15 protein-coding genes are annotated in these 12,351 nt (G+C 64.7%); 1 reads left to right on the top strand and 14 read right to left on the bottom strand.

Annotated elements, in window-relative coordinates; all coding sequences use genetic code 11:
- Nucleotides 1-16: 16 nt before the first annotated feature.
- The 10 genes from tilS to C0456_RS10055 all read right to left on the bottom strand — a co-directional run bounded on the left by tilS (nucleotide 17) and on the right by C0456_RS10055 (nucleotide 9,105).
- On the bottom strand, nucleotides 17-1,117 hold the full coding sequence (gene tilS / locus C0456_RS10100) for a tRNA lysidine(34) synthetase TilS (protein ID WP_291051275.1): 1,101 nt from the start codon (nucleotides 1,115-1,117) through the stop codon (nucleotides 17-19).
- On the bottom strand, nucleotides 1,105-2,058 hold the full coding sequence (ybgF, locus tag C0456_RS10095) for a tol-pal system protein YbgF (protein ID WP_291051272.1): 954 nt from the start codon (nucleotides 2,056-2,058) through the stop codon (nucleotides 1,105-1,107). Before ybgF ends, tilS begins: the two co-directional genes overlap by 13 nt.
- A gap of 111 nt (nucleotides 2,059-2,169) precedes the next feature.
- Nucleotides 2,170-2,715 carry a peptidoglycan-associated lipoprotein Pal gene (gene pal, locus C0456_RS10090; RefSeq protein WP_291051269.1) on the bottom strand — a complete coding sequence of 182 codons (546 nt, stop codon included), beginning with the start codon at nucleotides 2,713-2,715 and terminating at the stop codon, nucleotides 2,170-2,172.
- Between the two features lie 220 nt (nucleotides 2,716-2,935).
- Nucleotides 2,936-4,291, bottom strand: a complete 1,356-nt coding sequence (gene tolB / locus C0456_RS10085; protein ID WP_291051266.1) for a Tol-Pal system beta propeller repeat protein TolB — start codon at nucleotides 4,289-4,291, stop codon at nucleotides 2,936-2,938.
- Nucleotides 4,292-4,331: 40 nt separating this feature from the next.
- On the bottom strand, nucleotides 4,332-5,255 hold the full coding sequence (locus tag C0456_RS10080) for a hypothetical protein (protein WP_291051263.1): 924 nt from the start codon (nucleotides 5,253-5,255) through the stop codon (nucleotides 4,332-4,334).
- 23 nt (nucleotides 5,256-5,278) lie between these two features.
- Entirely contained in the window at nucleotides 5,279-5,728 is a 450-nt protein-coding gene (locus tag C0456_RS10075; protein ID WP_291051260.1) for a biopolymer transporter ExbD, read from the bottom strand.
- Between the two features lie 9 nt (nucleotides 5,729-5,737).
- Nucleotides 5,738-6,448 carry a MotA/TolQ/ExbB proton channel family protein gene (locus C0456_RS10070; protein ID WP_291051258.1) on the bottom strand — a complete coding sequence of 237 codons (711 nt, stop codon included), beginning with the start codon at nucleotides 6,446-6,448 and terminating at the stop codon, nucleotides 5,738-5,740.
- Between the two features lie 309 nt (nucleotides 6,449-6,757).
- Complete coding sequence (locus tag C0456_RS10065; protein WP_291051255.1) at nucleotides 6,758-7,306, bottom strand: PadR family transcriptional regulator; 549 nt, start codon at nucleotides 7,304-7,306, stop codon at nucleotides 6,758-6,760.
- Between the two features lie 207 nt (nucleotides 7,307-7,513).
- Nucleotides 7,514-7,966 carry a YbgC/FadM family acyl-CoA thioesterase gene (locus C0456_RS10060; protein ID WP_291051252.1) on the bottom strand — a complete coding sequence of 151 codons (453 nt, stop codon included), beginning with the start codon at nucleotides 7,964-7,966 and terminating at the stop codon, nucleotides 7,514-7,516.
- On the bottom strand, nucleotides 7,963-9,105 hold the full coding sequence (locus C0456_RS10055; protein ID WP_291051249.1) for a DUF3137 domain-containing protein: 1,143 nt from the start codon (nucleotides 9,103-9,105) through the stop codon (nucleotides 7,963-7,965). The genes C0456_RS10060 and C0456_RS10055 overlap by 4 nt, the downstream gene beginning before the upstream one ends.
- A 76-nt stretch (nucleotides 9,106-9,181) precedes the next feature.
- Between C0456_RS10055 and C0456_RS10050 the strand changes: the two genes are divergently transcribed.
- A complete protein-coding gene (locus C0456_RS10050; RefSeq protein ID WP_291051247.1) occupies nucleotides 9,182-9,547 on the top strand; it encodes a DUF983 domain-containing protein in 366 nt (121 codons plus the stop codon).
- On the opposite strand, the gene C0456_RS20925 is transcribed toward C0456_RS10050, so the two are convergent.
- The 4 genes from C0456_RS20925 to ruvC form a co-directional block, all read right to left on the bottom strand.
- Nucleotides 9,544-9,951 (bottom strand): GFA family protein, encoded by a 408-nt coding sequence (locus C0456_RS20925; protein WP_367179243.1) that lies wholly within the window; start codon nucleotides 9,949-9,951, stop codon nucleotides 9,544-9,546. The genes C0456_RS10050 and C0456_RS20925 overlap by 4 nt on opposite strands.
- 3 nt (nucleotides 9,952-9,954) lie before the next feature.
- Nucleotides 9,955-10,983 carry a Holliday junction branch migration DNA helicase RuvB gene (gene ruvB, locus C0456_RS10045; protein ID WP_291051244.1) on the bottom strand — a complete coding sequence of 343 codons (1,029 nt, stop codon included), beginning with the start codon at nucleotides 10,981-10,983 and terminating at the stop codon, nucleotides 9,955-9,957.
- Between the two features lie 187 nt (nucleotides 10,984-11,170).
- On the bottom strand, nucleotides 11,171-11,794 hold the full coding sequence (ruvA, locus tag C0456_RS10040) for a Holliday junction branch migration protein RuvA (RefSeq protein ID WP_291051241.1): 624 nt from the start codon (nucleotides 11,792-11,794) through the stop codon (nucleotides 11,171-11,173).
- Nucleotides 11,791-12,297: a crossover junction endodeoxyribonuclease RuvC gene (gene ruvC / locus C0456_RS10035; protein ID WP_291051238.1), complete on the bottom strand. Its 507-nt coding sequence runs from the start codon at nucleotides 12,295-12,297 to the stop codon at nucleotides 11,791-11,793. The genes ruvA and ruvC overlap by 4 nt, the downstream gene beginning before the upstream one ends.
- Nucleotides 12,298-12,351 lie beyond the last annotated feature (54 nt).

Genomic DNA, 12,351 nt, shown 5'->3' with positions numbered 1-12,351 from the left:
CCATACGGGATTGAATTTAGAAGATAGGCACCAAATCCTCTAAAAACGACTCCTTTCCTGCTGCTGCGGCAATTTCATTCGTGTGGCCGGAGAGGATGGCCTGGTGGGCGGCGAGGCGATTTGCCATTCCGGGGCGGGGCTGGCCAGCTTCGGGGAGAAGCTGCAGGCGGTCCCGGTGGCGGCGGATATGGCAGCCGCCCAAGGTGGCGCCGCGAAAATCTTCATCCGAAACAATGCGCTCAACCAGCCGGGCGAGGCCTTCACCCCGTGGGGAGGCCTCCCTGCCGGCCGCGATCTGGACCAGGAGCCCCATCGCGCGGGCAGCCCTTTCGGGTGGCAGACCGGCAAGGGAGACCACCTCGATACCCCCCTCACGCACGCTGCAATTTGTTGCCATCCAGCGCCAGAGAGCGGCATCCTCAATCATTCTTAATGTCTGAAACCGGTCAATCACGGACAGAAGTTGGACAAATCCGGACACTTTTGGACAAAGCAGGCGGCGCATGCGCACCCGCTCGTAGGCCGGATTCTCGTTCGACGGGTCGTCCGCCCAGCTGACCCCTTCGGCCTGCAGGAACGCGCGAAGCCCTTCCCGGCGGGCGCCGAGCAGAGGCCTGGCGATAAACACCCCCTGCCCCTCCGGCCAGACCGGAGAGAGGGAGAGCGGCCGCATGCCGGCGAGCCCATACCAGCCCGACCCCTGCCGGGCGCGCATCAGGAAGGTTTCTGCCTGATCGTCAGCCGTATGGCCCGTCAGCAGGAGACGGCTGCCTCTCTGGCGGGCTGCCCGCGCGAGCGCGGCGTGACGGCCCCGCCGGAGCGATGCCTGGCGGGGGGCGGCGCCTTCAAGGCGCAGCGTTTCATGCGCGAGGCCGAGCTTCCCGCAGAGCGCGGCAACGGCCTCGGCCTCGGCCCGCGCTTCCGGGCGCAGACCATGATCGACGGTGAGGCCATAAAGCGTTCGCCCCTGGCGGGCAGCCCAGCGCTGGGCGAGGATCAGAAGCGCCAGGGAATCTCCGCCGCCGGAGACGGCGACGCCAATCGGCGCGTCCAGCAGGCAGGCTGGCAGCGCGGCGAGCGCTGCCTCAAACGCCGGCTGTGGCCCTAGCCCTTGCATCCGGAACGGGTGCGCTCAACGGCCGCCAGATCGCGCACAACCTTGGACGCGTTGGGATAGCGCTTGGGCAGGGTGTCGAGAGCCTGACAGGCCTTCTCCGTATCCCCGATGAGACGCATCGAGCGGGCAAGACGGGCCAGCGCATCGGGCGCGCGCTGATCATCCGGGAAGGAGCGGATCATGGTGGTGTAGGCCTGGCCGCTTTCGGCATAGGCGTTCTGCTGGTGCAGCGTTTCGCCAAGCCAGAAATAGGCTTCACCGGCCTGCGGGTCATTTCCGAACTTGGTGACGAATTCCTGGAAGGCTTCCTGCGCGCCGGCATAGTCGAGCGCCAGAAGGCGCTGGCGGGCGACGGCGAAGAGCGGGCCGGCTTCGCCCGGAAGCTGGCTGGCCGAGATCGTGCCGAGCGAGCCTTCCGGCAGGCCGCCCTGCGCGTTGCGCGCCGGGGTCAGCACGGAGGGGCCGCCCCCGGAACCCGCCTGCGCGCTGGGCGCCGGGCCAACGGGAAGCTGCGCCGAAGCGGACGGCAGCGGGCCGGCAGCGGCCGGGCCTGAGCCGGTATCGAGCATTTCGGTTGCCTCAACCCCAACCACCATCTGCAGCGCGGTGATCGCGCGGGCCTGGGCCTGAAGCTGCTGGCGAAGCTCTGCATTCTCCTGCGCGAGGGCTTCATTATCCAGCATCTGCTGCTGGGCGCCATCGCGGGTGCGCGAGAGTTCGAATTCGAGCGTTTCAATCCGGCCATTGAGCTGGTTGATCCGTTCGGCATTGCGATTGATTTCGAGCATCAGATCCGCCGTCTGCTGACGGGTCTGATCGACCTGCTGGGAGAGGTCTCCGGTGGTGACCCCCTTCACGATCGGGGCGCCGCGCGTCTGCGCAGAGGCAGGCGTTGCGAGAAGTCCAAGGGCAGCAAGACCAGTAAGGGAGGCTTTCAGCATGACGGGTATCTCCGGGTGCGGGGGCAGACTTCAGCCCGGTGGAATAAAAGAAACAGCCGGGGCCAAATTATGGCACCCGGCTGTCCTTTTCATCACGTAAACGCAGTCAGCTTAGCTGGTGGCGCCAGAAATGATCTGGGTCCATGCGTTCCGGTTCATTGCCCAGGACTCTTCGTTCGAGCCAGCAGCGATCGGACGCTCTTTGCCGTAGGAGACGGTGTCGATGCGCGAAGCGCTGACGCCGAGGCTGACAAGGTAGTCTTTCGCAGCCGAAGCGCGGCGCTCGCCGAGGGCGAGGTTGTACTCACGCGTGCCGCGCTCGTCAGCGTTGCCGGCAACGAGAACGCGAACGTTCGGGTAGGCGTTCAGCCAGGCGGCCTGACGCTTCAGGATTTCCTGATCGTCGGAGTCGAGGCGGTACTGGTCGAGGTCGAAATAGACGCGCTCGCCAACGTTCACGCGGAAGTCTTCCAGCGAGCCCGGTTTGATCGAGGATTGCTGAACCGGCTCGGTGCGCACGGTTTCAGTCTCCGTCACGGTGTCCTGGACCGGCGGAGGGGTGACCGGCGTGTCGTTTGCCGGCGGGGGGCGAGAGGCGCAAGCAGCGGTCGCGGCCAGCAGAGCGGCGGCGGCAGAAGCTTTCAGGAAAGTATGCATGTGTCGGGGCTCCAAGGTTAGTTCAGTTGGCACTTACGGACCGCTTCGCGGTTTCTGTGTGTCGGCGGCCGTCTTATCGGGCCTTTTATTTCCTTATTCTGACTATTTTATCGCGACAATCGGTATTCCGTTGAATTTTCGGCCAATTGTGCTGTTTTTGCCACAAAATGGCCTTATTTGGACACGGTCCCGGGGCGCCTGCCCCAGGATGGGGCAGACTCTATTGCAGAACCGGCGACCAGGCCGGGTCCGAGGCATCGGTCTGGGTCATCACCCGGCGCTCGTTCCGGCCCGAAAGATCGACCGACCAGAGCTGGGGACCGGCGCCGGGACGGTTTTCGCGGAAGAACACGATGACCCGGCCATTCGGCGACCAGTCCGGACCTTCATCCAGATAGGATTCTGACAGCAGGCGCTCGCCTTTGCCATCGATTCCGATGACGCCGATATAGAATTTGCCGCCTTCCTGCTTGGTAAACGCAATCAGGTCTCCGCGCGGGGACCAGACCGGCGTGGAATAGCGGCCCCGGCCGAAGGTGATGCGGCAGGCGGTATCCCGGCCCCCCGACGGACAGGCGCGCGGGCTGCCATCGGTGTTCATGATATAGAGCTGCGGCGTGCCGCCCCGGTCGGAGTTGAACACGATCGACTGGCCATCGGGCGACATCGAGGGCGAGGTGTCGATCGCCGGGTGGTCGGTCAGGCGGCGGCTTTCGCGCGTGCGCAGGTTCATGATGTAGATGTCGGTATTGCCGCGCTGGGCCTGGGAGAGCAGCACGCTCTGTCCGTCGGTGCCGAAGCGGGGGGCGAAGGTCATGCCGGGGAAGTTGCCCAGCAGTTCCTGACGGCCGGTCTCGATATTGAAGAGGTAGACGCGCGGGCGGCCCCCTTCATACGACATATAGGTGATTTCCTGCGCCGAAGGGCTGAAGCGGGGCGTCAGCACGGTCGAGCGGCCGGAGGTGAGATATTGCTGGTTGGCGCCGTCGCTGTCCATGATGGCCAGACGCTTCACGCGCTCGGTCTTCGGCCCGGTTTCGGCGATGTAGACGATGCGGGTGTCGAAATACGGGTCTTCACCGGTCAGGCGGGTGTAGATCGAGTCGGCGATCTTGTGGGCGATGCGGCGCCAGTTTTCCGGCGTGGTAGTCAGCCGGCGGCCCGGCTCACCATTGATGCGCATCAGCTCCCCGCCATAGACGTCCCACAGGCGGAAGGAGACGGCGAGCTTGCCATCGGGAAGCTCCTCGAAAGCGCCGACGACCAGCGCATCGGTACGGATGATCTTCCAGTCGGCAAAGCGCGGCTCGGCATTGATCGAAAGATCGCGCTGGATGAAGGAGGCCGGGTTCTGCATGTCGAACAGGCCGGTGGAGGCAAGGTCCGCGCGTACCACATCGGCAATCTGCCGGGCGAGCTGGGTGTTGGTCCCCGTCACCTGGAAGTCCGGTATGGCGATTGGCGTCGGCTTGAAGTTTCCTTCATCCACGCGGACCTGCAGCTGGGCACTGGCAGGCGCGGCCAGCCCAAGGGCCAACATGATGACTGCCAGAAGCGGCATCAGTCTTTTCAGCATCAGTTCGGACTCCTCATCGAATTCTTGCGGCGTATCTGTCTCAACCCTGCTTCGGGCCAAGCGTCACGTCGATATCTTTCCAAAGCTCGTAATCATCCGCCGGCAGGCGATAATTCCCGATCTCACCGCATTTACGGACTGCCAGCAACGCGCGGTCAACCGCAATGCCCGACCGGCCGACAGGGCGCGAGCGGGGGGTGAGCAGGCTTGTGCTTATCACAGAGCCATCGCGGGCCAGCTTCATATTTACGGTAACATCGATCTGATGCTCGGGCGGCAGGTCGTCGACCGTGGCCCAGCATTCCATGATCTGGCGGCGCAGGGCCGCCTGCAGCGACGCGGTCGCGCCGGTGCGCGCGCCCGCCCCGGCCTGGTCGCGGTCTGAATTGGCCAGCACGGGACGGTCCGTCTGCTGGGCATCGGGGCGCTGCTCGGAGGTGCGCTTGGATTGCAGCGCGCTTTCGAAATCGTCCAGGAAGGAGAGGTCATCCTTCGGCTTGGCCGGGGGTTTCTCCACCGGCTTGGGCTTCGGCTTGGGTTCTTCCTTCTTCGGCTCAGGCTTGGGCTCGGGCTTTTTCGGTGGCTCCGGCTCGGGCTTGCGCGGATCGGGGACGGCCACCTCGGGCTCAGGCTCCGGGGCAGGTTCGGGCTCGGGCGGGGGCGGCTGTTCTTCCACCGGCTGGGGCGCGGCTTCCGGCTGGGCCTCGGGCTGGGGCGTATCGGATTTGCGCAGCTCGGCGACGTCGGAAATGCGGCCGATCTCGAGGAAGTCGATGGGCAGGTCGGCCGAAGAGGCGCACTGGGGCAGCTGCATCAGGATCTCGACCGAGCTGATGCCGGGCTGCTCACGGCGGATGCGGTCGATCTGCTCCTGGCACTCATCCTTCTTGTGCGGCCATGACATAACCGCCATGGCCAGCACGCTGGCATGCACAAGAGCGGAAACTGTCAGGCCACGAAGCATTCGTTAAGCTGGCTCCTCAGGGGTCAGCGGGGGGTGTTGGTCTTCTGTTCGGTGATGAAGGACATGCGGGTGAAGCCGGCGCCGCGGACTTCGGCGGTCACGTCCATGACAATGCCATAGGGCACGCTTTCATCGGCATAGAGGAACACGTCCTTGTCGTACCCCTCCCCCACAATCGCCTGCAGCTGGGCGCCGAGGGCCTCTACGGGCACTTCGGTCTGCTGGATCAGGACCGTGCCATCGGCCTTGACCCAGACGGTCAGCGGCGCGTCGTTGGGATCGGATTTGAGCGGGGCGGATGTTGTTCGCGGCAGGTTCAGCTGTTCGCCGCGCACCAGCATCGGCGCCGTCACCATGAACACGATGAGCAGCACCAGCATGACGTCCACGAACGGGGTCACGTTGATTTCGGCATTCAGGGACCGGCGTCCGCGCCGCCCGCCCTTGCCACCAGAACCGAGGATCAGGCCCATGGGTGCTCCTCAGTCCCGCGCCGTATCCGACGCGCGCCGCGACAGGCGCACGAGGACATCCTGGGAAAAGGTGTCGAGCTGGTCGGCGAGCTTGGTCAGGTCGCTGGTGAACTTGTTGTAGAAGATGACCGCCGGGATGGCGGCGATGAGGCCAAGGCCAGTGGCGAAGAGCGCTTCGGCGATCGGGCCAGCCACGGTGCCGAGGCTGGTATCCTGCTGCTCGGCAATGTTGAGGAAGGCGTTCATGATGCCCCAGACTGTGCCGAAGAGGCCGATGAAGGGCGAGGCCGAGCCAATCGTGGCGAGGATGGAAAGCCCGCTGCCTGCCCGGCCAAGCTCCCGGTCTACTGCGGCGCGCATCGAGCGTTCGGCCCGGCTGACGATGGCAGAGGCTTCTGCCGGGGCCGGGCCCTTGCCGGCATCCGACCATTCCCGCGCCGCCGAGATGAATACCCGGCTGGCAGGGTCCTTGCCGCCCTGGCCGGGGCGCATGTCGATCTCGCCGGCCCGGCCGCTCCAGAAGGCGTCTTCAAATTCGCGTGAAGACTTCTTCAGGCCGCCCAGTTTGAAGAATTTCTCGCCGATCACGATCCACGACCATACCGAAGCAAGAAATAGCGCAAGCAGCACCAGTTTCACGACCGGATCAGCAGCCATCAGCAGGCTGATCAGGGAAAAATCCGAATGGCTGGCAACCGTGCCGATTGCTTCCGTTTCCATGGGTCTTGTCATCTCCTTGGCCCGCCGGGGCAAATCACCCTGCCCCGAACCGCTTCTGCGGTAGCAGAAACGCGGGTGGGTTCAACTGCAGGCACTGGTTATTTCCGCACTGTAATCTAGTGCAAATCCGGCAGAAACACGGCGTGTTGCAGGCTTTGCTCAGTCGATATGAGCCTTACTGCATGATGGTTAAGCCATTATGGCAGATTCTTAATCTTCCGCCGGGCCGAAGGCGGCCGCGACGCCCCTTCAGAAGCGAAAAAGCGGGACGCCTTCCGGCGCCCCGCTTCCCTTTGAGATACCGCCTGCTCAGCCGAGCTTGGCGATTTCGTCCCTGGCCGCAGTGAGGATCTCCGCAATGCGGCGCTTGCGGGCCTCATCGGCCTCACGCTCCCGCACCGCCGAAATCACCGCATGGCGCAGCCGGTGCATGGCGCTGCGGACATCTGCGGGGTCTGCCGCTTCGTCCGCCTCCAGAAGATCGGCCAGACGGGCGTGGATGGCGTCAACGACCTCCGCTTCCCGCTCAAGCTCTGCCTGCCCGGCATCGGTGATGTGGAAGGTTTTCTTGCCCTCCTCGGTGCGCACTTCGGCCCAGCCGAGGTCCTGAATGATTTCCAGCGCCGGATACATGACACCGGGGCTCGGCTTGTAGGTGCCCCCGGTCCGGGTCTCGATTTCCTGGATGAGGTCATAGCCATGGCGCGGCGTTTCGGCGATCAGGCTGAGGATCAGGAGACGCAGGTCTCCATGGCCCAGCGCGCGCCCGCCCCGGCGGCCACCTGGCCCCCGGCGATGCCCGCCCATCCGGTGCATTTTCATATGCCAGCGCTCATGCCGGCAGCCTCTGTGATGCATATACATGAAGTCTCCTTTGCCTCGGCGCCTCTGGCAGCCTGAAGCGTTTTTCTTGAGGGGTTTGATCAGAGTATTGGCTCATTGATACACCTTTTAGATATATCGAAATTGAAGATAATTTCGATATATCTAAATGCAAGTCTCCGGCACGGAAATTTCCTCGCAGCCAGGCTGCTCGCCGCTTCAGACCGGGCCAGCCGCGCGGGGCTAGCCGCGCCAGCGATAGGCTTCGAGATGTTCGGAAATTTCCCGGATCGGGCGGCGCAAGCGGCCATCGGCATGGATCATCACCGCCGTGATCTCCGCTTCGGCCAGCACTTCATCGCCGCGCAGGCAGGTCTGGGAGAAGCGGATGCGGGGGCCATCCATGCCGAGATAGCGGGTGCGGATATGCAGCAGATCGTCCACCTTGGCAGGCTTGCGATAGGTGACGTTTACATTGGTGAGGGTAAAGGCGGCCGGGTCTTCCCGCGCCAGCAGCGACTGGTGCGAGATGCCTGCATCGCGCAGATGGTCTGACCGGCCCCGCTCAAAGAAGCGCAGATAGTTGGCGTGATAGACCATGCCGGTGAAATCTGTGTCTTCGTAATAGACGCGGACGGCAATCCAGTGCTGGCGCGCGGCATCGAAATTCTGGGCGTCGAGAACAGGAAGGGTCATGTCCCGCCCGTATCAGACTTTCTCGCCAGCATGAAGGCATGGGCCAGGGTATCGACCAGGGCGAGCGCAGCGGCCAGATCGCTCGCCGTGCGCTCCAGCGTTTCCGGGCTCCAGGCACCGGTGACCAAGTCAATCAGCGCAAACCGGTCTGCCCCCGGAAAATCGAATACCAGCCGGCTGCCCTTCCCGACGGCCCGGAAGGCGCCGCCTTCGGCCAGCGCGATCACCCGCTCAATCACCGCCGGATTGAAGATGGCCCGCGCCTCCACCTGATCGGTGGAGCGCAGCCGGTAAAGCTCGCCGAAGGCGCGTGGGCCAAGATCGACCTCGGTAAACCCGGCGGCCGTGTCCTGTGGCCAGCCCGTCTTGCGGGCGCGCAGCTGGGTGACGCCGTGGAGGGTCAGCGGCGCCTCCAGCACGATCACCAGATGGTGGATCGAGGGGGCTTTCTCCACACGCTCAACCCATTCAAACAGCTCGAAATCGATCCCGCCGCGCCGGCCGTGGAAGCCGTCCTCGACCTGCGCGTGCCGGGCTGCAGTCTCCTGATACTGCGCCTTCTGCTCAGCCGAGCCAATGACATAGACATTCGACTCGATCATCAGGCCGGCGTCGCGCGCGGCGGCCACCGCCTCCTCCATGCCGCCGGCCTGCTCCAGCGCGCCAGCAGCATCCTTGAGCTCGGCCGGGGCCCAGGATTGCCCGGCCAGCCATTTGAGCGCGGGAGGCATGCCGCCCGGCATGGCCACATAGGAAAGACCAAGCGGCTCTCCCAAAGCAGACAAGGCCCGCGCCCGGACTAGAAAGCGCGTCTTGGCATCCAGCACCAGACGAAGGAAGCTGCGCCAGTAGAGGAGCAGAGACCCGAGGAGGCAGCCCAGGAAAAGCAGCGGAAACAGGATGAATACCAGGGTCTCCCCCCACCAGCTATCCGGCAGGAGCGCCTGCACCAGCAGGAAGCTGAGAACGAAGGCAATGAAGCCGCCAGAGACGGCCCGGCTGAGCCGGCGCTTGAGGCGGGCGCCGTCACTGGCTGTCAGCCCGGCATTTTCCAGAAGGGGCAGCACATTGGTTTCGGCATGCGCCCGCAGCCCGGCAAAGCCGTCAATTTTCTCAATCTCGTCCCAGCCCATCCCCATGGCAAAATGCTAGCAGGACCGCCATGCGGCGTCATCCCTCATAACAGGGGAGCGCTTTCCGGGTGTAAGCGGAGGGATGCCAGAGACCGCGCCGCCCCCTTCCCCCATGCTGCCCGTGCTGCGGGGGCTTGGCCATCGCTGCCCGAATTGCGGGCGCGGGAAACTCTATGCGCGGTATCTGAAGCAGGTTTCCGAGTGCAGCGTGTGCGGCGCGCCGATCGGGCGCATCCGCGCCGAGGACGGCCCGCCCTGGCTGACCGTGCTGATCCTCGGGCCATTCCTGGCGGGGCTGACTTTCATCAGCGCGCGGCAGGAAAATTGGCCCATCTGGATCAAGCTGCCGACGCTGGGCGCGTTTGCGATCCTCGCCGTTCTGATGCTCCTTCCCCGGATCAAGGGCGCGATCATCGGCCTCTTATGGGCGATGGATCAGGACCGCTAACTTCCAGCTGGCCTCGGAACACCTTCAGGCAAACGCGGCAGGCCATCGTCAAAGTCGAAAAGGGCCGCCTGATGGCTCGTCCAGATATGGATGACAGGCTTCGAAGGGAGGGGCGTGTCGAGACTGGCGACCCGCAGAATAACGGCGTCCTGATCCTTCCATTCGGCAACAAGGTGCGATCCGCATCTGGGACAGAAATGGCGCAACTTGCCCGGAGTGGACTCAATGTTGGCAACGATATTTGCGCCTTTCGTCCAGGCAAATCCGGAGCGGGGTGCCCGCGCCGTCGTCGCAAAAGCTGCTGAATGGGTCTTCTGGCAGGTCCGGCAATGGCAATGCCCAATCGGTCCTATACTTTCTGCTCGATAAGCCACCGCGCCGCAAAAGCAGCTTCCTTCCAACATATCTCACTCCTCATCAAAAAGCGCTGATTGCTGCCCCCCCGGCGCTTTCAGGCCCAGGCGCTCATAGGCCAGCGGGGCAGCCACCCGCCCGCGCGGTGTGCGTGCCACATAGCCTTTCTGCATCAGATAAGGCTCGATCACGTCTTCCACCGCGTCGCGCGCTTCTGACAGGGCAGCGGCCAGCGTATCGGCCCCGACCGGACCACCGGCATAGGTTTTGACCAGGGCGTGCAGATAGCGTCGGTCGAGCGCGTCGAGGCCGTCTTCGTCGATCTCCAGACGTTTGAGCGCCTTGGCGGCTGAGACGCGGTTGATGCCTGCCCCGTCTGCCTCGGCAAAGTCGCGCACCCGGCGCAGGAGGCGCAGGGCGATCCGCGGCGTGCCGCGGGCGCGGGCGGCGATCTCCACCGCGCCATCTTCCGTGATCTGAGCACCAAGCTTGCGGCCGGCCGCCATGACGATGCGGCCAAGCTCCTCGGCCTCGTAAAATTCGAGCCGAACCGGAATGCCGAACCGGTCGCGCAGCGGCGTCGCCAGAAGGCCGGCGCGCGTCGTGGCGCCCACCAGCGTGAAGGGCGCAAGATCGAGCCGCACCGAACGCGCCGCCGGCCCCTCCCCGATCACGATGTCGAGGGCATAATCCTCCATCGCCGGATAGAGGATTTCCTCCACGATGGCGGGCAGGCGGTGGATCTCATCAATGAACAGCACATCATTGGGTTCAAGATTGGTAAGGATGGCGGCCAGGTCGCCCGCCTTGGCAATCACAGGCCCGGAGGTCGCGCGGAAACCGACGCCCATTTCGCGGGCGAGGATCTGCGCCAGCGTCGTCTTGCCAAGGCCGGGCGGGCCGAAGAGGAGCACATGGTCGAGCGCTTCCTTGCGCCCGCGCGCGGCCTCGACATAGACCTTGAGATTGGCCTTCGCCTTGCGCTGACCGACATAATCCTCAAACGTCTGTGGACGGAGGGCGCGGTCGAGCGCGTCGCCGCCTTGCGCGTTGGGATCGGCGAGAGAATCTTTGCGGGTCATGCCTTGCCTCCCGGCGCAGCCGTACCCCTCTCCCGCTTGCGGGAGAGGGGGGACCCGCGCCGGAGGCGTGGGAGGTGAGGGCCTTCTGCGCTCACGAATGTTTCAAGACCCTCACCTCCCATTGCTTCGCAATGGGCCCCTCCTCTCCCATTGCGTGGGAGAGGGGCAAGGGGTCGTTTCGCGCGGCTCACCGTGCCAGCTCCTTCAGCGCGCCCTTGACCAGCACGCCGACATCTTCAGCGCCATCTTTGGCGGCGATCGCCACGGCCTTGGCCGCTTCGCCCTGGGTGTAGCCGAGATTGACCAGCGCGCTGACGGCCTCGCCGCGCGCGCCGGTGGCGGCAGATGCAGGCTGCGCGGAGGCGAGCCCGGCAACGGCGGCCACTTCAAACTTTCCGAACCGGCCGAGCGGGGGCGCCTTGCCGGAAAGCTCCGTCACGATCCGTTCACCGAGTTTCTTGCCGATACCCTTGGCGCGGGTGAAGGCGCCTGCATCGCCCAGCGCGATGGCATCCATGATTTCTGCCGGAGAAAGCCCGTCGAGAATGGCGAGGGCGGATTTTCCGGCCACGCCCGGCACATCCTGAAGGCGCACGAACCAGGCGCGTTCTTCATCGGTGGCAAAGGCAAAGAGCGTAATCGAGCTTTCGGTGACGCGCGTTTCGATATGGGCGGTGATCTTGTCGCCGGTCTGCAGCCTTGCCAGCAGGCGCGTGCCGGCGAGGGCGACATATCCAACGCCATTCACATCGATCAGCACATGGTCGAGCCCGACGGCGGCGACCTCACCCCTCAGACGCCCGATAATCATGCCGCCCCCTTCTTGATCCTCTGCATCGGCAGATGGTGCGCCGCGCAAATGGCGCAGGCAAGGGCATCGGCGGCGTCGAGCTTCATGTCCCCTGCCCGGGGCAGGAGGCGCTGGACCATGAATTTCACCTGGTCCTTGTCCGCCGTGCCGGTGCCGACGACCGAGAGCTTGATCTGGCGGGGCGCAAATTCGGCGACCGGCACCCCCGCCATGGCGAGGGCCGCCATCGCGGCGCCGCGCGCCTGGCCGAGCTTCAGCGCCGAGCGGGGATTGGCGTTGACGATGGTTTCCTCAACCCCGGCAGCATGGGGCTCATGGTGGCGGGCAAGCTCCCCCACCGCCTCGAAGATATGGCCCAGGCGCTCTGCCATCGACAGGTCTGTCGGCGCTTCGATCACGCCATGCGCGATATGCACGAGACGGGCGCCCGTCTGCTCGATGATGCCCCAGCCGGTATGGCGGAGGCCAGGGTCGATGCCGAGGATGCGAATCGGGGTGCTCATTCCCGCCACCCTAGCAGCGAGGATGGTTAAAGACAGCTTGAGTTTTCACTCTTT

The organism is Hyphomonas sp. (assembly GCF_013823385.1).
GTDB lineage: Bacteria > Pseudomonadota > Alphaproteobacteria > Caulobacterales > Hyphomonadaceae > Hyphomonas.
Note: the sequence above shows the minus strand (reverse complement) of the source record. Positions and strands in the feature narration are given on the sequence as shown.